This is a genomic window from Gluconobacter cerinus, assembly GCF_025961355.1.
GTDB classification, from domain to species: Bacteria; Pseudomonadota; Alphaproteobacteria; order Acetobacterales; family Acetobacteraceae; genus Gluconobacter; species Gluconobacter cerinus.
This window is the reverse complement of the sequence record NZ_JAOQNM010000001.1, coordinates 1,679,446-1,700,449: the sequence shown is the minus strand read 5'-3', so window position 1 is coordinate 1,700,449 and position 21,004 is coordinate 1,679,446. Positions and strand designations below refer to the sequence as shown.

The window sequence follows — 21,004 nt, the reverse complement described above, 5'->3', positions numbered from 1 at the left end:
AAAAGGATGGTTTTATGTCCGAGGAAATACGCAAGAACTTCGCCAGTGACAATGTTACCCCCATCTGCCCTGAAGTCATGGCAGCCTTGCTGGCCGCCAATGAGGGCAGCGTTGGATCTTATGGAGCGGATGATCTTACCCAATCCCTGAACAAACGGTTTGGGGACATCTTCGAGACGGAAGTGGCTGTTTTCCCGATCGCGACTGGAACTGCCGCCAACAGTATCGCGCTTTCCGCGCTGGTCTTACCTTACGGAGCCGTGCTGTGCGACCAGAGCGCCCATATCAACACGGATGAAGGTGGCGCTCCGGAATTCTACATGCACGGCGCCAAGCTCGTCTGCATTCCATCCGCAGAAGGAAAGCTGGACCCGGCGACAATGCCTGCCGTTCTCAGGAATAATGAGGAAAGCGGCATTCTCAGCCCTGTCATTCAGGCCCTGTCACTCACACAGGCGAACGAATGGGGACTTGTCTATAGTCTGGAGGAGCTGGCCGCACTGACGCGCATCGCACACGACCATGGCCTGAGTGTGCATCTTGATGGCGCGCGCCTGGGGAACGCCGTGGCCCATCTTGGCTGCTCTCCGGCAGACGTGACGTGGAAAGCAGGTGTGGATGTTCTGAGCTTCGGAGGCACCAAGGCTGGCGCAATGGCGGCGGAAGCCGTGGTCTTTTTCCTCAATGAGCGGACACGCCCACTGGTTAAAGAGTTTCTGCGTCGCATCAAACGCAGTGGCAATCTGTGGTCCAAGCATCGTTTCCTGAGTGCGCAGCTTCACGCATTGCTGGAAAACGATGTGTGGCTCCAGAACGCCGCGCATGCGAACCAGATGGCCCAGCGCCTCGTCGATGGGCTTCGTCGTCATCCGGCGGCCCAGATGCCTTATGAGCGGCAGAGCAACGAGGTTTTCGTCATTCTGCCAGATCTGGTTCTGAAAGATCTGGAGGCTGTGGGCTACACATTCTACCGCTGGCCTACACCGGAAGACGTCTCTGGCACACTGATCCGTCTGGTCACGAGTTACTACACCCGGCCAGAAGATGTAGACGCGCTGCTTGCAGAAATTGCAGCCTGAACCAGCATTTACAAACAAGATGTTGATCCGGGTGCTTTTCCGGATCAACGGTTTTCTACTGAAGACGATCAGCCAGCTTTGGATTTCAGGGCCGCATCGATTTCCAATGCCAGGCGCGCCATGGTGATGGCCCCATTCCGGCTTCCCGCACCACAGATGAAACGGGCCGGATGAGCAAAAACTGCATCCGGAACGCCCGAAATGGCCGCTAGCGCAGTTTTTTCCAGCCCACCCCAGGCTTCCGGCAGTGACACACGCTGCCCGAAATCGCCGCGCACAGGGGGAATGGCCTTCACGTTCCACTGCTCCGGGCCTGCTGGAGATACAACATACACAACCGGAAGATCCCGCTCGAAAATGACCTTTTCCGTGGGCATTCCTGTTTCCATGACAAGGATGCGCTTGTCTTCCGCAGCCTCGTAAGCTTCCACAACGCGGTTAGCGGCCTTGAGGCTGGCCCGTACACGGTCAACCATATTGACCAGATGGGATGCGACGGCCGTTGCCGCATTCGCAAACCCTAAAGCTTCACGCTTTTTGGCTTCCTGCGCTCCGTACAGCTCCGCAGTATCCCAGGCCGGGCTGCACGCAGAAACAATATCCGCAAGAGACAGCTTGCCCATCTTGGCTACACCATTGTCATCCTGATCAACAGGAATGATCAGGGACTTGTCGAGCGACTGCCAGATGGCGGCAACCATGTCCTCGGTCACCGGTGTGGTGACGATATTGCGGATGGCTGCGTGACCGTAGTCCTTCCACAACAGACCCGCAGCGCTATACGGCGTCCCGTCTTCACGCAGGGGCTTGTCCTTCATGTGATGGTCATAGCGCCCAATGGACGGATCAAAGACACCGCCGACATCAAAAACGATATCGGCTTCTGCAATACGCTCCGGTGACCGGGTGCGCACAAACTGCAGGCGGTCGTCTGCGTCCTCACCGAGCACACGGCCACGCAGGCTGCCTTCCGGCGAAAGAGCGTAGTGAAGAATGGCGTAACCCAGCGTCTCGTCGGCATGGAAATTGCCCGAGTGGGTCAATGCCTTGACGGTTCTGGCTTCTTTTCCGAGACCAATTGGGGTGTGTTCTGACATCTGTACGGACCTGCTGACGGCAAAGGGGGGGTTTCTGATTGTGCCTTCTCATGCCGCACCCCCCAGCCCCAGACAACAAACTTCGTCAGAAACGTGCAGAAAATGCGTCGTGTTCCGCGTCATCGAAACAGTGAATCACACCGTCCATGCATTTCGATGGCGTTGTCATAATCCGTGCTATGTAAGGCCGAATGGAAACAAAGCTCCCCATTCCGCTCGCCGTTCTCGTCGGCATCCAGACCCCTGACGTCGATGACGTCGCACACGAAGCCAGCCTGGAAGAACTGGGGAGACTGGTTAAAACCCTTGGCTATGACGTCATCGGGTCCGTCTCGCAAAAGCGCGAAGGTACGGGTGCTGCGTCGCTCCTTGGTGCCGGCAAGCTGGAAGAGCTCGCAGACATTACCGGCGGTCGCGGGATCATCACACCGATGGTCAAGACCCCGATGACAAAGGCCCGCAAACGCTTTGAGGGCACCGTTGAAGCATCAGAGCCCGATGAAGAAGACTCAGATGGCCCCCGCAAGCCAGAATTTGTCATTGTTGACCACGAACTGACACCCAGTCAGATCCGCAATCTCGAACGCGCTACCGGCGCACAGGTGCTGGATCGTACGGGTGTCATTGTCGAAATTTTTCATCGTCACGCAAATACCCGCGAAGCAAAGCTTCAGGTGGAGATGGCGCGGCTGAAATACGTTGCACCACGCCTGCGGGAATCTTCGAATGGTGGCGGCAGACAGCAGGGACCTGGGGCTGGTGAAACCAATCTGTCGCTTGATCGCCGCAAGATCCGGGACCGCCTTGCCGAGCTGAAAACCCAGCTGGAAGCCGTGCAACGCGATAGCGATAACCGGCGTTCTGCACGGCGGGATCAGCTTCGCGTCGCGCTGGTGGGTTACACCAACGCTGGCAAGTCCTCCCTGATGCGCGCGCTCACCGGTAGCGAAGTTCTGGTGCAGGACAAGCTCTTCGCCACCCTTGATACGACAGTCCGGACGCTTCAGCCCGAGACACGTCCGCGTATTCTTGTGTCCGACACGGTGGGCTTCATCAAACAGCTCCCCCATGATCTGGTCGCCTCGTTCCGCTCCACGCTGTCTGAAGCCTTGGAAGCGTCCCTGCTGCTGTTTGTCGTAGATGCCTCAGACCCGACTTACGAAGCACAGCTTGAGGTTAGCCGCAGCGTTCTGCATGAAATCGGGGCGGATGTTGTGCCGTCCCGGCTTGTTCTGAACAAGATGGATAAGGTGGATGACGCCCGGCGCGCTGAACTGCTGGAAAAACATCCCGACGCCATTCCATTGTCTGCCCATCGGCCAGACGATGTCAGCGCTTTACGGGAAAGCCTGATCGCCTTTTTCGAGACGAAAATGGTCGATGATGTTCTGGTACTGCCCTACTCGAAACAGGGGCTGATCGGCGAGATTTACGAGAGCGCCCGTGTCCTGTCCGAAGATCATGACGAGACAGGTCGCATCCTAAAAATCCGCGGCCTGCCGGGTGCCATTGCACGGTTGCATCGAAGCCTTTCGGGAAAATAAAGGCCCGTGCTGCCTTTCTGACCGGGCGGGAAAGACATTCCACAAAAAAAGCCACCATCTTGTTAAAGATGGTGGCCCAATGTTGTTACTGCGCTTGTGAGGGCAACACCTTCAAGACGCAAAGACTTTGGAAATTGCAGCCTGTGCCTCGTCCTGAATGGCCTTCAGGTGCTCTGGGCTTTTGAAGCTCTCGGCATAGATTTTGTAAACATCTTCCGTGCCGGACGGACGGGCTGCGAACCAACCGTTTTCCGTCACAACCTTTAGGCCACCGATCGCCGCGCCATTACCTGGTGCTTTCGTCAGCTTGGCAATGATCTTGTCACCAGCCAGTTCTTCAAGCGGGAACTGCTCAGGCGCCAGCTTGCTGAGCTTGGCCTTCTGCTCCGGGTTCGCTGCTGCGTCGATCCGCGCATAATATGGCGTTCCGAGGCGAGCGATGATCTCATGGTAATGCTGGCTCGGGTTCTTGCCCGTCTTGGCTGTGATTTCCGCAGCAAGAAGACCAAGAATGAGGCCATCCTTGTCGGTCGTCCAGACTGAGCCATCACGGCGCAGGAAGGTTGCGCCTGCACTCTCCTCGCCGCCAAAGCCCAGCGAGCCATCCATCAGGCCAGGCACGAACCATTTCAGGCCAACCGGCACTTCAACCAGCTTGCGGCCCATATCTGCGACAACGCGATCAATCAGACCACTGCTCACCAGGGTCTTGCCGACACCCAGATCAGGCTTCCAGTCCGGACGGTTCTGGAACAGGTACGAAACCGCCACAGCCAGATAGTGGTTCGGGTTCATCAAGCCATCCGGCATGGCCACGATGCCGTGACGGTCTGCATCCGTGTCATTAGCGAACGCGACGTCAAAATTCTGGCCCATCTTGATGAGACGCGCCATGGCATAGGGCGAAGAACAGTCCATACGGATCTGCCCGTCCCAGTCTGCCGTCATAAACGCAAACTGCGGGTCCACAACATCGCTGACGATCGTAGCATTCAGACCGTACTTCTCGACGATGGGCTTCCAGTAACCGACGGCAGCGCCACCCAGCGGATCAATACCGATCTTCACGCCCGCATCACGGATGGCCGCCATGTCGATGACGTTTTCCAGATCAGCCACATACGGCGTGACGTAATCATAGCGCTTGATGGACGGTGCGTTCTTGGCTTCGTCGTAAGGCAGGCGCTTTACGTCCTTCAGGCCATCCGCCAAGAGCTCATTCGCCATATCCTGAATGGCCTTCGTCACGGCCGTATCTGCCGGACCACCATTCGTCGGATTGTATTTGAAGCCGCCGTCTGTCGGCGGGTTATGGGACGGCGTGACGACAACACCATCGGCCAGACCCGTCGTGCGGCCCTTGTTATAGGTCAGAATGGCGTGGGAAATGACGGGCGTCGGCGTGTAGCCATCGTTCTGGTCAATGCGGACGTCAATGCCATGTGCGGCAAAAACTTCAATCGCGGAACGCTGTGCCGGCGCGGACAAGGCATGTGAGTCAATGCCAATGAAAAGCGGGCCATCAATCCCCTCCGCCTTACGATACCGACAGATTGCTTCACAGATGGCGAGGATATGGCCTTCGTTGAAGCTGGTATGGAAAGACGAACCACGGTGTCCGGAAGTCCCGAACGAAACACGTTGGGTCGGGATGGAGACGTCCGGCTTGCGATCATAATAAGCGGCAACCAGGGCCGATATATCCGTCAACTGCGACTGATCGAGCGTTTTTCCGGCGAGGGGGCTGATATTGGCCATTAATCCAAAATCCTTAACAGATCCGCGTTTTAAGCGACCGTAACGCACGAACGCCAATTGCGGCTCAGAAAAACTTATCTCGGGCCTTCTGTCCAGTTACAGAACTCTGACGCCTTTCCTTGTGGCGACCATAAAAAAAGCGGGGAGACATCTGTCCCCCCGCTTTGTTTCGCAAAACCGGATACGAGAATTACTGGAGATCGTCGCCGGAGCTGCCATCATCCGAACCATCAGGCGAGACAGCGACAAAGAGCTGTTGCCCGTCACGCAGGATGCGTAGCAGAGGGGGCTGCTTGCGAGACAGAGCGTCACGCACCTGTGCCACCACAGCCTTCGGAGACGGCGTGACGTGATTTCCCACGGCCACAATAATGTCGCCCGGACGAATGCCAGACTGGTCAGCCGGGGAACCCTGAACAACGTCAGCAACGACGGCACCCTGCACGCTGTCATCCAGGCCCAGTTCCTGTCGGGCGCGCGGCGTCAGGGATGCCAGAGACACACCAAGCTTGCCAGCACCGGCGGACTGGCTGCTATCCGCCCCCCCACTGCCATGATCCTGATTGGCGAGGTTGCCCACCGTGAACTTCACATCCATCGGCTTGCCGTCACGCAGCAGGTTCACCGTAGCGTCTGTTCCTGGTGCAATGGAGACAACCTTCACAGCCAGATCATGGCCGTTCTTCACCGGATGGCCATTTAGCGTCAGGATTACGTCGCCGCTCTTGATACCAGCCTTTTCAGCCGGGCTCCCCTTGGATACGGACGCCACCAGCGTACCATGCGGCGGAGCACCGGGCTCCGGGGACTTCAGGTTGAGCGCCTGAGCCATCGTCGGAGAAATATCCTGCCCCTCGATGCCGAAATAGCCTCGCGTCACATGACCCGTCTTTTCAAGCTGATCGACGACTGATCGCACCGTGTTGGACGGAATGGCAAAGCCGATACCGATTGAGCCGCCACCGTTCGGCGAAATGATCATGGAGTTGATGCCCACGACCTTGCCATCCTGCGTGAACAGCGGGCCACCGGAGTTGCCGTGGTTGATCGGCGCATCAACCTGGATGAAGTCGTTATACGCGCCGGAATGCAGATCACGGCCCAGAGCCGAGACGATACCTGCCGTCACGGTTCCGCCAAGACCGTAGGGATTGCCGACGGCAACGACCCATTCGCCCGGCTGGACATCGTCAGAATCACCGAGGTCAATGAACGGCAGTTTGCCTGTTGGCTTCACACGCAGAAGAGCCACGTCCGTCTTCGGATCGCGGCCAATGATCTTGGCCTGCAATGTAGTCCCGTCATCCAGCGTGACCGTCACCTTCGTGGCGCCATTCACAACGTGGTTGTTGGTCACGACATAACCATCAGCCGAGATGATGAAGCCTGATCCGCGAGCTTCCACCGTGCGGTTCTGCTGCTGTTGCTGCGGCATCATCTGGAACGGGAAAGGAAACGGGAAAGGCGAGCCCTGCATTCCGCCGCCGCCATCACCGCCTGGGCCGTTCTCTTCCTGCTCGGCGACATCGGCCTTGATGTGTGCCGTGATGGAAACAACGGCAGGCTTCACCTGCTTCACAAGAGTGACGAAGTTGGGCAGCGCCTGAACATTGGTCTGCGGCTTGATGGCTCCGTTATCCGCCATGGCAGCGGGAGCGGCGACCAGAAAGGTCGTGGCAGCGAGGGCAGCAAGGGAAGCGCGGAAGCGTGTGGTCATGTCAGTCCCGATTGTTACAGAAGAACGGTTCGGTCGTTATAAGTCCGCACTATGCACTGCGTTCCCATTCACCAAGCTGACCGGGAGGTGAAACATCCGTAAGTCTTTGTTTGTCACCCTTTCCGCAGCCGCTGGAAGAATGTCCTGAGCTGAAGAGCAGCTTCCCGTTCACGTAGTCCGCCGATCACTTCCGGCCTGTGCAGGCAGGCCGGCCGTTCAAACACACGCGGACCATGTTCGACCCCGCCACCTTTGGGATCATAAGCACCGAACACGACACGCTCGCACCTGAAATGTACAATGGCGCCCGCGCACATCGGGCAGGGTTCCAGCGTGACAACAAGCGTACATCCTGTCAGTCGCGGAGAACCCAGCTTCACCGCCGCCGCACGCATGGCCAGAAGTTCAGCATGGGCCGAAGCGTCATACAGTTCCTCTACGCGGTTGCGCGCCACGGACACGACATCTCCCGCCGCATCCAGCACCACTGCCCCCACGGGAACTTCACCCTGTCGGGCCGCTTCGTCTGCGGCATCAAGAGCCAACTGCATGGCGCGGCTTGTATCGGCCTGAATCATGATGCGATGATGGGGCGTATGACCACTGCCCGTCCATCCCCTTCCCGGAACACTGCTCCGCTCATTGGTCTTACACTCGATCATGAGCCTGGCGGTCCGGGGCAATTTTCTCGCTATCCTTATCATGCCTTGCGGGAAAATTATCTCACAGCCCTCAGTGACGCTGGCGGCTTACCAGTCTGCCTGGGGTATGTGGGGAACGCGGAAGCGATAGTGGAACGCCTGGACGCCCTCGTTATCACTGGCGGCGCGTTTGATGTTGATCCTGCGCTGTATGGGGAAGAGCCCCATCCTCTGACCAGCCCCCGCCCCGCGAGAACATCTGCCGAGCTTGCCCTTCTGCGTGCTGCACTCAAGCAGGACATTCCTGTTCTGGGAATCTGTGGCGGCATGCAACTCATCGCCGTGAATGCGGGCGGGACGCTGATCCAGCATCTTCCACCCGAACTGGAACACGAGCAGCCCAACCCGCGCCATGAACCCGGACATACGGTTTCCGTTGTAGCTGGCACCCGCCTGGCCCGCATTGCTGACACCGAGATCATGCACGTCAATTCGTCCCACCATCAGGCTGTGCGGACGGCAGGAAAGGCAAAAATCTCGGCTGTTGCGGCGGACGGTGTGATCGAAGCAATCGAACTGGACGACGCAAAATTCGCCATTGGTGTACAGTGGCATCCTGAATTCACCCTCGACCCCGGCGACCGTCGCCTGTATGCGGCGCTGGTGGAGGCAGCAGCACGATGACCGAAGAACTCAACCCGACCCCTGAAACATCCGACGGCCCAAGAGGCGAACGCATCGCGAAGTTCCTTGCGCGCGCTGGCGTTGCCAGCCGTCGTGACGTGGAACGCATGATCGAAGACGGCCGGATCAAGATGGACGGCCAGCCCGTCACGCATCCCGCAACATTCGTTCAGCCGGGTGACATCGTGCTGGTTGACGGTAAGCCCGTGGATAATCCCGAGCGTACCCGTCTGTGGCGTTATCACAAGCCTGACGGCCTTCTGACCACGCATCGTGACCCGCAGGAACGCCGGACAGTTTTTGACTCCCTGCCTGAGGGAATGCCGCGTGTTATCAGCGTCGGCCGGCTGGATATCAATTCCGAAGGTCTGCTGCTGCTGACAAACGATGGCGAACTGGCACGTCGTCTGGAACTGCCCGGCAATGCCTGGGTCCGCCGTTACCGTGTGCGCGTCTTTGGCATGGTAGACGAGAGCCGTCTGGCTTCTCTGGTGGATGGTTTTGAATTTGAAGGCATCCGTTACGGCTCGATCGAAGCCGAACTGGATTCCGTCAAGGGTGACAACTCCTGGCTGACCGTCTCTTTGCGTGAAGGCAAGAACCGGGAAATTCGTCAGGTCATGCGCGGACTGAACCTTCATGTGAGCCGACTGATCCGTCTGTCGTATGGTCCGTTTCAGCTCGGCTCCCTGAAGGCGCGTGAGCTTGAGGAAGTCAACGGTAAGACGCTGCGTGAGCAGATCCCCGATCTACCTGCTCCGACCCGCAAGCGGACCCGCTGATTCATGCGGATTGTTGGCGGAGAGAACAAGGGCCGTGCACTTATGGCCCCACGGGGAGAAGGAACGCGCCCCACATCGGATCGGACGCGGCAGGCCATCTTTGACATGCTGGCTCATGCCCCATGGTACGGGCATGATGAGCTTGAAGAGGCCATTGTTCTGGACGGTTATGCCGGGACAGGGGCGATGGGCCTGGAAGCCCTGTCTCGCGGGGCTCAGCGCGCGTCTTTCATCGAGCGGGACCGCAATGCCCTGAACGCCCTGCGCGCCAATCTCGATATCTGCCGCGCTCGGGACATCTCCCGCGTGCTGAGTTGCAGCGTGACGCATCCGCCCCGCGCAACAGAGCCGCATACGCTGATTTTCCTGGATCCGCCTTACGGAAAAACACTGGTCGAATCGGGTCTGCGCGCTCTGGCACGAGGGGGCTGGATTGCTGAAGGTGCACTGATCGTTGCAGAGACGGGAGCGACCGAAGATTTTGCCCCGTTTGTGCCACCTTCCGAACACTTTTCCCCCACACTTCCTGCCGAGCCACTCGTGATCCGGAAATTCGGCGCGGCAAAGGTGACCATCTGGCGACATTCATCCACTGTTCCTTAATTTTCCTACTGTATTCAGTGGCCTGTCAGGTATAATTCAGTCTTGATCTGAAAGCCGTAATCCAGAAAACCGACGGGGTGACGAGACTTGGCCGTGTTCAGCCGTTCGACCAGCACAGTGCGCAACATCGTTCGTGAAGCACACGACCGTCACATGACACCAAAGCTCCGGAGTGCGCTGAATGCCCGCCTCATGGAGCTTCTGGGACTGGGCTTTCTGATTGCGGCTGTTGCCATCGGCATCGCGCTGTGGAGCTTCAACCCGCACGATCCGTCGTTCAATACGTCCACGGGAACAGAGCCGACGAACCTTCTGGGCCGGACCGGCGCCACTATCTCGGACGGTTTGGTGCAGTGGCTGGGCCTAGGAAGCGGTCTGCCGATTGTCGTGCTGCTGGCCTGGGCCTGGCGCATGGTCCGCCATCACGGCATGAGCGCACCCATCGTCCGGATTATCGCTGCACTTCTGCTTCTTCCGGCTGGCGCCACGTTCATTGGCACTCTCCAACTGCTTATTCCGGGGCTTGAAGTGGCCTGGCCGACAGCGGCTGGTCTGGGCGGCGAAATGGGCGTGTCCTGTGCTCATCGTCTGCTTGACGCCGCACATGCTGAAGCCGGTTCAGCAGGCAGTGCACTGGCAGTGTTTCTTGTTCTGCTCCTGATGGGCATTCTGATGCCACTTGCCATGGGGCTTCAGTGGCGCGAATGGCGCGCCATGGGACAGGGCGCCGCATTGCTGGCCCGCCAGCCCGTGGCCCTTGCCCGACGCATGAACGGCCCGCAGACGTCCGATCGCCCTGCTCCGGACCCGCGTCAGTACGAATTCCAGCGCGGCAATACAGGAAGCAGCCCTGCACCAGATGCAGCGCCCCTGTCTTTTCTGCGTCGCAGCTTCGGCAAGAGCGACCCAAGCACGCGCCCGTCTCCCTTTGTGCCGCAGAACACGGGCTGGATGCAGCCTCCCATGGAAACGGCGGAGGATCCTTACGAGCATCCGGCAGTCATGCGGAAAGAAGCTGCCAGTGCCGCGGCCCCAGATCCGCAGGTGCCGGAAGAGGAAGAAGCGCCGTCCAACCCTTATGCTGAACGACTGGCGCAGATTGCCCGCCAGAGGAATGTTCAAACAATCCAGCGTTCGCATGTTGAAGACGATGCGGATGAAGATGGGCCGCAGAGCAGCATCGAGCCGCCTGCACCAGAGCCGGAACAGCGCCGCAGCCTCTTCGGAATGCGTCGTCCTGAGCGCCCGGCTCAGCCACAACCTGCGGCACGCCCGATGCCACCGCGCACCCCCGCAGCAACAGGCTGGGAACTTCCCCCGCTGTCTCTGCTGAACCCACCGCCTGCACACGCCTCCACAGGTCCCTCGCAGGAAACGCTTCAGTCCAATGCACGACTGCTGGAAAGTGTTCTGGCGGATTACGGCGTTCAGGGCACGATTGGCGACATTCACGCAGGTCCGGTTGTCACGCTTTATGAGCTTGAACCTGCTCCGGGTATCCGATCTTCACGTGTGATCGGTCTGGCAGATGACGTGGCGCGGTCCCTCTCCGTTCTCAGTGTGCGCATCGCGACGGTGCCGGGCCGAAATGTCATTGGTATCGAGGTTCCGAACGCCAAGCGCGAGATGGTGTTCTTCTCCGAACTGCTTATGACGCCGGAATGGACCAATGGCGTGGGCCGCCTCCAGATTGCGCTGGGCAAGGATATTGCTGGCGTTCCGGTCTATACGGATCTGGCAAAAATGCCGCATCTACTGGTCGCTGGTACGACTGGATCGGGTAAGTCCGTTGGTATCAACTCCATGATCCTGTCACTGCTCTATCGGCTTAGCCCGGAAGAGTGCCGTCTGATCATGATTGATCCAAAGATCTTGGAACTGTCGATTTACGACGGAATTCCGCATCTTCTGACCCCTGTGGTGACGGAACCGGCAAAGGCTGTCAGTGCTCTCAAGTGGACCGTGCAGGAGATGGACCGTCGCTATCGTCTGATGGCGCAGCTTCAGGTCCGTAATATCAACGGCTACAACGAACGCGTCAGCCAGCTTCGGGCATCCGGGGAGATGGTCACCCGCCGCGTTCAGACCGGCTTTGATCCTGAGACAGGCAAGCCCGTCTTTGACGAACAGCAGGTTCCGCTGGAAAACCTGCCGTATATCGTCGTGGTGATCGACGAAATGGCTGACCTGATGATGGTCGCTGGCAAGGAAATCGAGACGGCAGTACAGCGCCTTGCGCAGAAGGCGCGTGCTGCTGGTATTCACGTTATCATGGCAACGCAGCGCCCGTCCGTTGACGTGATTACCGGCACCATCAAGGCCAACTTCCCAACCCGTATTTCCTTCCAGGTCATCAGCAAGTTCGACAGTCGTACCATTCTGCAGGAACAGGGTGCCGAGCAGCTTCTTGGTCAGGGTGACATGCTGTTCATGCAGGGCGGTGGCCGCATTACACGTGTCCATGGCCCGTTTGTGGCGGATGATGAGGTTGAAGAAGTCGTGGCAGATCTGCGCTCCAAGGGCGATCCGATCTACAACGATGACGTTGTCTCCGGGGAAGATGAAGAAGGTGGCTCCTCCGGTGGCGGCATGAGCAGCGGCGGAAGCGGTGGAGATGGTGAAGGCAGCCTGTTCGAACAGGCCGTAGACATTGTCATGACGGAAGGTCGCGCCTCGACCAGCTTTATCCAGCGCCATCTCTCGATCGGGTATAACCGCGCAGCGAAGCTGATTGACCAGATGGAAAAGGAAGGCATCATCGGGCCAGCCAACCATGTGGGCAAACGTGAAATTCTAGCCCGTCGTCCGGCATCCCATGAGGACTGACAGACGCAGAAGCCGCGGCGAAACTCCCCCCTCCCCTACCCCGCGTGGTCTTTTCTATCTGGGGCAGGATCTTCCTGTTCTGCTGGAAACCTCGCGCTTCCTGATCCTGAACAAACCTGCCGGGCTGGCTGTTCACCCCGGTCCATCCACTCAGGATTCCGTAGAGACGCGCCTTGTGACCCATCCACGCGGAGGGCCTTGGCTGGCCCACCGCCTTGATGCGGATACATCTGGCTGCCTGCTGATTGCACGCCGCAAGACGGCTCTGATCGAAGCCCAGAATGCTTTTCAGGCGCGCCAGGTCCGCAAACTGTACTGGACCGTTGTTAAAGGCGTCCCAGCTCAGCAGGAAGGCGAAATTTCAGCTCCCCTACTCCGACATTCGATGCCCTCAGGCTGGCGTATGATTGTGGACCCAAAAGGCGATGCTGCCATCACGCGGTGGCGCGTTCTGGGCCAGGCAGGCAGCCGGAGCTGGCTGGAGCTGGAACTTCTGACAGGACGTACCCATCAGGCCCGCATCCATTGTGCACATCTCGGGACACCGATTGTGGGTGACCGGGTTTACGGCTCAGAGAATGCAGGGGGCCTGCATCTTCTGGCCCGCAGTCTTCACGTACCGCTCACTGAAGAAACCCTCGACGCTGTTGCGCCGCCCGCCCCAGCCATGGCCGAGGCGCTGCGCCATTTAGGATGGGACGGTCAGTCCTGAACGATACGGACGGTTCCGGAGACATCCCGGAGCGTGACATGGTCTTTCCCGTCACCGACCTTTCCACTTGCTGTAATCTTCCGGGACTCACTTGAGACAAGGCTCGGCTTCTCCCAAGGGCCAACATTCACAGCCAGACCCAGTGACTGCTCAAGGGGAAAGTCTTTCTGCGAACGTCCCTGACGGAGCTGGATGTCGAAGGTGCCACCAAAACCCTTCGGCAAGTGAAGCGTGATATCGCCGGACGCAGATTCCAAAAGCACAGTGCGCGCATTGGGTGCTGAAATCAGGGTGATGTCCTGATCGCCGCTGGAGCTTTTGGCCGTGACGTCCCCGGCTGCTTTCTCAAGATGTGCGTCACCACTCACGGTCATCAGCATTGCTGCCCCGGCTGCCCCGGCAACAGTGACATCGCCGCTAACGGACTTGATCTGAAGCGCACCCTGAATCTGACCAATCTGGGTATCACCACTGACCGTTGAGACGGATACAGGCCCATTGGATGATGAAACGTCCGTATCGCCACTGACACTCCGGATGGACAGCGGCCCGGAAGAGGTTTTGACTTCTACATCCCCACTGATGGTGGAAATGATCCCCCCTTCCGGCAGGGTTGCGTAGGATAGATCTTCGCTGGATGTGCTCTGACTGAGCGGAGCAGCGAGCGCGCTGGAAGTCAGGCAGGTTGCAGCAAGCAGCACAGGGAAAACGGCACGGAAAACAGGCATTGTATTCGCTTTCTTTGGCATCAGAAGGAGTTGGATGATGCAACCGGGCGGTTCATCAATGCTGCATACATTCCACTCACGACGGCCCAGGCGGTGAGAATACCCCATGTCAGGGTGAGCCCCCACGGCACGACCATGAAGACCAGACCAAGGCCACCCGTGATGGCGCCAAGCCCTGCGACCATCAGGTGAATCAGGCCAATAACTGTCAGCGCAAATGCACCGTACCAGAACAGTCTGATCTGCCAGTCCAGCTGGGCACGTTTCAGGCCAGTTGCAGAGCGGCGCGCTACATGGGCGAGTGTTACGCCCACGAATGCCGTAATTCCTGTAAAGAAGCCTGCGAGATACAGCGCATAAATCAGCAGGACGTAGTCACGGCCCGTATCCTGTCGGGCGGCTCCATAACCGGACATCGTCGTGGTGTACATGAATGAACTCCTCTGGAGGATGATCCTCAACAGAAGAGCTCATGCAGAAACTGTGCCAGTTCCTGATTTTCCTATCAGTCTGCCTTGCCACTCACTGCAAGACAGACTGAGAATGGCGTAATTCGCCAGTTTATTCGCCAAGCGCCCGGAAGCGATCAGGCAGTGGCCCCTGGTTCTGCGTCAGGGACCGTACGCCATAAAACAGCGACACGAGCAGAGCGATGTTCCACAGAGCAAAAATACCAATCGGAATCAGGAATAGGAGCTGTCCTGGCCCGGAACTTCCAGGAGGTTCAGTGATGAAACAGGCGCCGAAAAGAGCAGCACACCCGATGATGAAGGCAACGTCATACCAGAACAGGCGAATGAGCCAGCTCAGATGCGTTCGAACCACACCGTGGCTGGAGCCTTTCAGGACGTAAGCGAGGATCACTCCCGCCAATAGGGAAATGCCCGTGAAAAACCGGGCGATATAGAGCCCATAAACAAGGAGAACGCCTCCACGACCCGGACCTTCGGACGAGAGAGAAAAATTGGTCATGACAGCCTCCTTCAGCTGGCCCCCTTTATAGCAGAAACGTCCGACCAAAGGCCGAACGTTTCTATCGGGCAGAATATGTTTTGGGAGATTAGCGGCCGAGCTTGCGCAGCTTTGTGCCCTGCATCAGACGCTTCTCGATAACGGCCAGAGACATGCCCTTTGTTTCTGGCACGAACAGGATTGTCAGCAGCAAAAACAGTGCATTCAGGCCTGCGAAGAGCCAGAATGTTCCGCCTGTTCCAATGGCTTTCATAAGCGACAGGAAGCTCACACCCACAAGAAGATTGGTCATCCAGTTTGTGAATGTTGACATCGCAATACCGAAATCGCGACCGCCAAGAGGCTGAATTTCGGCACAGAGAACCCACATCAGCGGGCCAGCAGACATCGCAAATCCAGCACAGAAGATCATCAGCAGGAACACAGCTGCAATCTGGGAAGACTGCGTTGTCATGCCGCCCTGAAGCAGCATGGCAAGCACGCCCATTCCAATCGCCATGACCGTGAAGCCAGCATACAGGATAGGCTTACGGCCCCAGCGATCCACAAGACCAACCGCCACAAACGTTGCCAGCATGTTGACCAGGCCGATAATGGCCGTGCACCACATCTGGGAATGCGCATCGAAATGAGCCGCCGCCAGGATATTCGGGGCGTAATACATAACGATATTGATGCCTGCGAGCTGCTGCATCGCCTGCAACATGATGCCAAGAGCGACAGAACGACGGAAATTGCTGTTGGTGCGGAAAAGCTTGAAGCCTTCCTGCTTGGTTTCAAGCTGCTCACGAATGGCGCGAATTTCCTTGGCAGCTTCCAGCGGGTCATTCCGCAGGTCCACGAGGATTTCACGGGCTTCCTTGTGACGTCCCTGCATAATCAGCCAGCGCGGGCTGTATGGCAGAAACAGAACGCCAATCAGAAACAGGACCGCAGGAATGCCTGCGACACCAAACATCCAGCGCCAGTTTTCACTGTAGGAAAAATAGGTGTCTGACAGGAACGCGACGAAAATACCGACCGTCACCATCAGCTGGTAGGTCGAGACCATGGCGCCACGAGACTCTTCGCTGGCGATTTCCGACAGGTATAACGGCGCCGTAAAGGCTGAAATACCCACCGCAATTCCCATGATGACGCGGAAGACAATGATGGATGGCAGAGACCATCCCATCGCACAGCCCAGTGTTCCAACCACGAACACTGCTGCGCCAAGAATAAGGGATCGCTTGCGGCCCAGATGATGGGAGAGCCAGCCTGCACCAAGAGCACCAGCAGCGGCACCTGCCATCATGGAACTGACGACCCATTCCAGCGCCAGCGTAGACGCATGGAATTCCTGACCGATCAGATCCAGAGCACCCGCAACAACACCGATATCCAGACCTGACATTAGCCCTGCGAGAGCGGCAATCACTCCAATGGCGATGATCTTGAACCGTGTTGGATCAAAAACAGATGTTCCACTGTTATCTGGCTGGATGGTCTCTTCGGTCCTGACCTGATCCGTCATGCTTGGCGGGTATCCTTCGCAAAAAAATGACACCCACCAGTTCTGGTGGATGCCTGAATTGTCATCTTTATAGCACGATCTCGCTTAGATCGTGAGGGCAGCCCTGATTTCACCGACCGTAACGCCCTGCCAGTTGCGCAGTGTCTGCGTCTTGGTCTCAGCGAAAATCGCATGATCTTTTGCCGTCCGGCACAGCGATTCACCACCGAAATGATGCAGCAGGGCCGACATGGCTACTTCTGCAGCCCTGTTGGCACCGTCATCCGTCTTGATGGCGAAACCCAGTCCCTGTTCCGGCAATGCTGCGATCATGACACCTTCAGCGCCCATTTTGATGAACGCACGAGTTTCGAAATTGTTCATGACCGTTGTGTCATATCGTCCGGTTCCGGCCACCATGAACGGATGAGCTGCCACAGCTTCCCGAAGCCGCTGTGTCGCTCTGGCTCTTTCAGAAGAAAGGCCGACACCACTCCCGAACCGAGCAAAGCCATGGGCAAGAGCCTTCAGAGGCACCGCATATGTTGGCATTGAGCAGCCGTCCGTTCCGCGGTTGGCGTCCGTATGAGGCGTCTGGGTGATGAAGGCCAGAACATCTGTCACACGGCGCTGGATCTCATGAGCGGGATCAATGTAGCCCACAGGATCAACCCCCTGGTCACAAGCCAGACAGATGAGACCGGCGTGCTTGCCGGAACAGTTGTTGTGAAGCGGGCATGCGGACTGATGCGCGGCGGCCAGGGCACGGGCCGCAGGCTCATACGTTGGCCAATGAGTTCCACATTCCAGGGCCGCGACATCCCGCCCCACAGCCGCCAGCATGGAGGCAGCAACACTGGCGTGCGCCTCTTCGCCATTATGAGAGGCACAGGCGAGCGCAAGAGCTTCGTCGGAAAGGCCTAGCCGATCAGCCGCTCCACTTTCGACGAGTTCAATTGCCAGCAGGGACTTGACGGTCGAACGCGGAAAGACAGCTGCATCCACATCCCCGCAGGACCAGACGACAGAGCCATCGGCATCCACAACCACAGCCCGACCCAGATGCCGTGACTCAACCTGTTTTCCGCGCGTGACTTCCGCGAGCAATCCGGAGCCCGTGTGTGCTGTCATGTCTTTTAACCTCTGTTGTCAGCGACCTGATGGATCTTTTGTGACCAGCACATAGCACGGCCCGTGACCCTCGTGAGCCACCTCCAGCCAGGACTGGATCAACCGGCGTCGCACACGCAGAATTCCGATGTCCTGCTCGGGCGGGATATCGGCTAGAGCCAATGCGGCCAGAGATCCCTCAAGAAAAATCAACCGGTCTGCGAGGGGTAATCCGCCTTCGATAACAGCTTGTCCCTCTGCGCGGCCCATCAGGGCGTACAGAAAGGTCTCACCAGCCGGGGGACGGAACGTCTCAGCATCAAGCATGACGGCGCCTACATCTTCAGCAGTCAGATGTGTCACTGGAGGCTGCCAGTCCAAAAGATCCGGCTGAGAGATATGCGGCGTTTTTCTTGCCCGGCGGACTTGGGGCGAAGGTGATGAGCGCGCTGGAAGAGTATCAAACGGCAGGGCGGGCGGTGGAGAATGTCTCGCGCCCATGATGGGTCAGTTCCCGCTTCGAGCGCCGGTTTTCTGGCAGGCTGCGCAAACACCCTCAATTTCTACAGTCGCAGCCTCAGCCCGAAATCCAACATCCTTGGCCGCCAGCATAAGAGCCGGGACAATCGTTTCCTGTTCAAGCTCCCACGCCCGGCCACAGGATTTGCAGATCAGGAACTGAGCACGATGAACGCCCCATTCTCCATGATCGCACCCATGGTGGCAGTCTGTCGCATGGGAGCAGGCGACGAAAGCACTCAGCCTTTCAAGCCGATGGATCAGCCCCTGTTCCAGAAGGAAATCCAGTGCACGGTAGACGGTCGGAGGGGCGGCATTGGGGTGTGCTGGCCGCAATCGCGCCAGCAAATCATAAGCACCGGATGGCTTATCGGAAGACAGGATCAGCCCCAGAACCTGACGTCGCGTCTCCGTCAGGCGTTGGCCACGGTGACGGCACCAGTCCCCAGCCCGCTCAAGACGGGAGGTGATGGATGGGGAAAAGGACAGGTCCTCCGCAGAGGAGGTCTCAAAAGACGAATCCGGCATGGTCTCTCCTATATGGCATCATGCCGACTGTTTTTCGATAGAGAGCCTTGAAGCGGACAGGAATCAGATTGCGAAATCACGGATCAGCGACTGAATGGAAGCCAGATCTGTCTCCATCATCACATGGCGTCTGAGGTGATCACAGTCTTCCATCTTCAGTGTTCTGATCAGGCGCTTCACGCGTGGAAGAGAGGCGGAATTCATGGAAAACGACCGTAGGCCAAGCCCGATCAGCAATGCGACCACTCGCGGGTCCGATGCCATTTCTCCACATACCGAGATAGGACGATGAGCTCGCAAAGCGGACTCTGCTGTCAGGGCAATCAGCTGAAGTACTGCTGGGTGCAGCGGACTGTAGCGGTCTGCCACCATGGAATCCGCTCGATCCACAGCCAGCGTGTACATCGTCAGATCGTTGGTCCCAAGGGCCATAAAGTCCGCATGCTGGGCCATGGTATTGGCCGTCAGAGCTGCTGCGGGCGTTTCAACCATGATGCCTAAGGGCGGCAGCGGGTCCGGCAGAACGATCTGACGGCGCTTGAGGCGGCGAGTGACCTTGTCATAAATTTCCCGCGCCTCAATCACCTCATCCGCCGATGTTACCATCGGCAGCAGAATGCGGACCGGGCCAATGGCCGTATTGCCGTCAGCAGGCGAAGCCGCCCGGAGAATGGCCGCAAACTGCGTCTCCAACACATCCGGAACGCGCAGAAGAAGGCGGATACCCCGCAAACCGAGCGCGGGGTTGTCTCCATCCGCTACCTGTTCCGCGAGGCCCAGGCGACGCATACAGGCCCGCCCTTTTTCACCGCCCCAGTCCAGAACACGGATTGTGACCGGTCGGCCGTCCATGCCTTCAATGATGGAGCGATACGTTGCTGTCTGCCCGTCTTCATCCGGCAGATCGTCCCGCTCGCCGAACAGGAATTCACTACGCAGAAGGCCAATTCCCTTGGCACCATTGCGCAACAGCATGGGCAATTCGGCCGGGAGCTCCAGATTGGCCAGAAGCTCGATGGGTTCGCCACCCTGAAGCTGGGCAGGAAGCTTTTTCAGGCGACCGAAAGTGCGCTTTTCCTTGGCCTCTTTCTGGGCAGCTTCCCGTGCCAGACGCAACTCTGTTTCATTGGGAGACAGAGTGATGGTGCCAAGATGCCCGTCAACGACAAGCATATCGCCTTCCGTGACCTGCGCCATAAGGTTTGGTACGGCCAGAATGGCTGGAATATCGAGCGCACGCAGCAAGATGGCCGTATGATCAGCGCCACCACCGCCTTCTGTTACGACGGCGGCAATCCGGGCGGGATCAATCATCGCCACATCCGCCGGACGAAGCTGTTCCGCCACCAGCACTGACCCCGGAGGAAGGCTGGAGAATGCACGGTAAGAGACGCCCGTCAGGTTGCGGATCAACCTGCGCCCAATTTCCTCAAACTCGCCTGCCAGCCTTAGATTGGCGTCCTGCTCCTGCCCGCCATTCTCCCCAGCCATGGCTTCGGCAGTTCTCAGAACCTGAAGCGCCAACGCTTCACTCACATCTGCGACCGCAGCCTCAGCGCAGAGCCCCTCTTCCTCAATCCGCATCCTGACTTGCCGCGTCAGGCGCGAGGGGCCAAGCATGCGCTCATAAACCGTCAGAAGCGTCGCGATCTCTTCGCGCCCTTCTTCAGGAAGCCCGACAAGCCTGTCGCGCATTTTTTCGATCTGGCGCAGGGCGCGGGTGATGGCGCTCTGAAGCCTTGCCAGCTCTGCCTCAGAACCAATCTGGCTGTATCGCTCGACGATTTCCGGAAGGGGTAGTTCTTCCACACGCCCTGCCGGGCCAAGACCAATCGCCTGGGTAATAGCTTTACCCTGAAGGGTCAGGGATGTGTTGGACGCCTTGCGGGAACGGCTTCCTCTTGGACGTGGTGCCCGAAGTGGCGTTTCAGTCACGCTCACCAAATCCGTCAGAAATCAGCGCTTCGACAGCATCCAGTGCTTCAGCAGCCTGTCGGCCGTGTGACCTGAGAGTAACAGTCTCGCCTTCTCCGGCCCCCAGCATCATAAGTCCCATGATGGACAGAGCCGAGACGACGTTGCCGCCGCGCTCCACTGTGGTTTCCGCGTCGAATCGCTCGGCCGTGGTTACGAGCTTGGCGGCGGCACGGGCATGAAGCCCCAGCCGATTGACGATGGTCAGAGTGCGGGGCGAGAGAGTTGTTTCGCTCAT

Annotated in this window: 20 protein-coding genes; 7 read left to right on the top strand and 13 right to left on the bottom strand. The window is 58.3% G+C overall.

Translation table 11 applies throughout. The annotated features are described in order from the left end of the window. Nucleotides 1–14: 14 nt before the first annotated feature. Nucleotides 15–1,079: a threonine aldolase family protein gene (locus tag M2305_RS07830; protein WP_264649045.1), complete on the top strand. Its 1,065-nt coding sequence runs from the start codon at nt 15–17 to the stop codon at nt 1,077–1,079. 68 nt (nt 1,080–1,147) lie between these two features. On the opposite strand, the gene M2305_RS07825 is transcribed toward M2305_RS07830, so the two are convergent. Next, on the bottom strand, nt 1,148–2,176 hold the full coding sequence (locus M2305_RS07825) for an MYG1 family protein (RefSeq protein WP_264649044.1): 1,029 nt from the start codon (nt 2,174–2,176) through the stop codon (nt 1,148–1,150). Between the two features lie 191 nt (nt 2,177–2,367). Between M2305_RS07825 and hflX the strand changes: the two genes are divergently transcribed. Further along, complete coding sequence (gene hflX, locus M2305_RS07820; protein WP_211502345.1) at nt 2,368–3,720, top strand: GTPase HflX; 1,353 nt, start codon at nt 2,368–2,370, stop codon at nt 3,718–3,720. A 111-nt stretch (nt 3,721–3,831) separates the two neighbouring features. On the opposite strand, the gene pgm is transcribed toward hflX, so the two are convergent. The 3 genes from pgm to M2305_RS07805 form a co-directional block, all read right to left on the bottom strand. Further along, nucleotides 3,832–5,478 carry a phosphoglucomutase (alpha-D-glucose-1,6-bisphosphate-dependent) gene (gene pgm / locus M2305_RS07815; RefSeq protein WP_264649043.1) on the bottom strand — a complete coding sequence of 549 codons (1,647 nt, stop codon included), beginning with the start codon at nt 5,476–5,478 and terminating at the stop codon, nt 3,832–3,834. A gap of 190 nt (nt 5,479–5,668) precedes the next feature. Further along, nucleotides 5,669–7,195 (bottom strand): Do family serine endopeptidase, encoded by a 1,527-nt coding sequence (locus M2305_RS07810; RefSeq protein ID WP_046900645.1) that lies wholly within the window; start codon nt 7,193–7,195, stop codon nt 5,669–5,671. Nucleotides 7,196–7,308: 113 nt separating this feature from the next. Continuing rightward, the gene (locus M2305_RS07805; RefSeq protein WP_264649042.1) at nt 7,309–7,773 is read right to left on the bottom strand and encodes a nucleoside deaminase; all 465 of its coding nucleotides are present in this window, start codon (nt 7,771–7,773) and stop codon (nt 7,309–7,311) included. 6 nt (nt 7,774–7,779) lie between these two features. Between M2305_RS07805 and M2305_RS07800 the strand changes: the two genes are divergently transcribed. The 5 genes from M2305_RS07800 to M2305_RS07780 all read left to right on the top strand — a co-directional run bounded on the left by M2305_RS07800 (nt 7,780) and on the right by M2305_RS07780 (nt 13,443). Then, on the top strand, nt 7,780–8,520 hold the full coding sequence (locus tag M2305_RS07800; RefSeq protein ID WP_264649041.1) for a gamma-glutamyl-gamma-aminobutyrate hydrolase family protein: 741 nt from the start codon (nt 7,780–7,782) through the stop codon (nt 8,518–8,520). Beyond that, nucleotides 8,517–9,302, top strand: a complete 786-nt coding sequence (locus tag M2305_RS07795) for a pseudouridine synthase (protein ID WP_264649040.1) — start codon at nt 8,517–8,519, stop codon at nt 9,300–9,302. The genes M2305_RS07800 and M2305_RS07795 overlap by 4 nt, the downstream gene beginning before the upstream one ends. 3 nt (nt 9,303–9,305) lie before the next feature. Next, nucleotides 9,306–9,905 carry a 16S rRNA (guanine(966)-N(2))-methyltransferase RsmD gene (gene rsmD / locus M2305_RS07790; protein WP_064274599.1) on the top strand — a complete coding sequence of 200 codons (600 nt, stop codon included), beginning with the start codon at nt 9,306–9,308 and terminating at the stop codon, nt 9,903–9,905. A 117-nt stretch (nt 9,906–10,022) separates the two neighbouring features. Further along, the gene (locus M2305_RS07785) at nt 10,023–12,731 is read left to right on the top strand and encodes a DNA translocase FtsK 4TM domain-containing protein (protein ID WP_203549172.1); all 2,709 of its coding nucleotides are present in this window, start codon (nt 10,023–10,025) and stop codon (nt 12,729–12,731) included. Beyond that, nucleotides 12,721–13,443 (top strand): RluA family pseudouridine synthase, encoded by a 723-nt coding sequence (locus M2305_RS07780; RefSeq protein ID WP_264649039.1) that lies wholly within the window; start codon nt 12,721–12,723, stop codon nt 13,441–13,443. The genes M2305_RS07785 and M2305_RS07780 overlap by 11 nt, the downstream gene beginning before the upstream one ends. Here the strand turns inward: M2305_RS07780 and M2305_RS07775 are convergent. From M2305_RS07775 to M2305_RS07735, 9 genes are all read right to left on the bottom strand, one after another. Next, entirely contained in the window at nt 13,434–14,171 is a 738-nt protein-coding gene (locus M2305_RS07775) for a DUF4097 family beta strand repeat-containing protein (protein ID WP_264649038.1), read from the bottom strand. The genes M2305_RS07780 and M2305_RS07775 overlap by 10 nt on opposite strands. 20 nt (nt 14,172–14,191) lie before the next feature. Then, nucleotides 14,192–14,602, bottom strand: a complete 411-nt coding sequence (locus tag M2305_RS07770; RefSeq protein ID WP_264649037.1) for a hypothetical protein — start codon at nt 14,600–14,602, stop codon at nt 14,192–14,194. A 130-nt stretch (nt 14,603–14,732) separates the two neighbouring features. Further along, nucleotides 14,733–15,143, bottom strand: a complete 411-nt coding sequence (locus M2305_RS07765; RefSeq protein WP_064274596.1) for a hypothetical protein — start codon at nt 15,141–15,143, stop codon at nt 14,733–14,735. An 88-nt stretch (nt 15,144–15,231) separates the two neighbouring features. Next, nucleotides 15,232–16,656, bottom strand: coding sequence for a sugar porter family MFS transporter (locus tag M2305_RS07760; protein ID WP_244974348.1), 1,425 nt, complete (start codon nt 16,654–16,656; stop codon nt 15,232–15,234). A gap of 84 nt (nt 16,657–16,740) precedes the next feature. Beyond that, complete coding sequence (locus M2305_RS07755; protein WP_264649036.1) at nt 16,741–17,766, bottom strand: asparaginase; 1,026 nt, start codon at nt 17,764–17,766, stop codon at nt 16,741–16,743. An 18-nt stretch (nt 17,767–17,784) separates the two neighbouring features. After that, complete coding sequence (locus M2305_RS07750; protein ID WP_264649035.1) at nt 17,785–18,108, bottom strand: hypothetical protein; 324 nt, start codon at nt 18,106–18,108, stop codon at nt 17,785–17,787. 144 nt (nt 18,109–18,252) lie between these two features. Beyond that, a complete protein-coding gene (locus M2305_RS07745) occupies nt 18,253–18,792 on the bottom strand; it encodes a Fur family transcriptional regulator (protein ID WP_046900634.1) in 540 nt (179 codons plus the stop codon). A 63-nt stretch (nt 18,793–18,855) separates the two neighbouring features. Next, nucleotides 18,856–20,733 (bottom strand): phosphoenolpyruvate--protein phosphotransferase, encoded by a 1,878-nt coding sequence (gene ptsP / locus M2305_RS07740; protein ID WP_408871464.1) that lies wholly within the window; start codon nt 20,731–20,733, stop codon nt 18,856–18,858. After that, complete coding sequence (locus M2305_RS07735) at nt 20,720–21,004, bottom strand: HPr family phosphocarrier protein (RefSeq protein WP_086633508.1); 285 nt, start codon at nt 21,002–21,004, stop codon at nt 20,720–20,722. The genes ptsP and M2305_RS07735 overlap by 14 nt, the downstream gene beginning before the upstream one ends.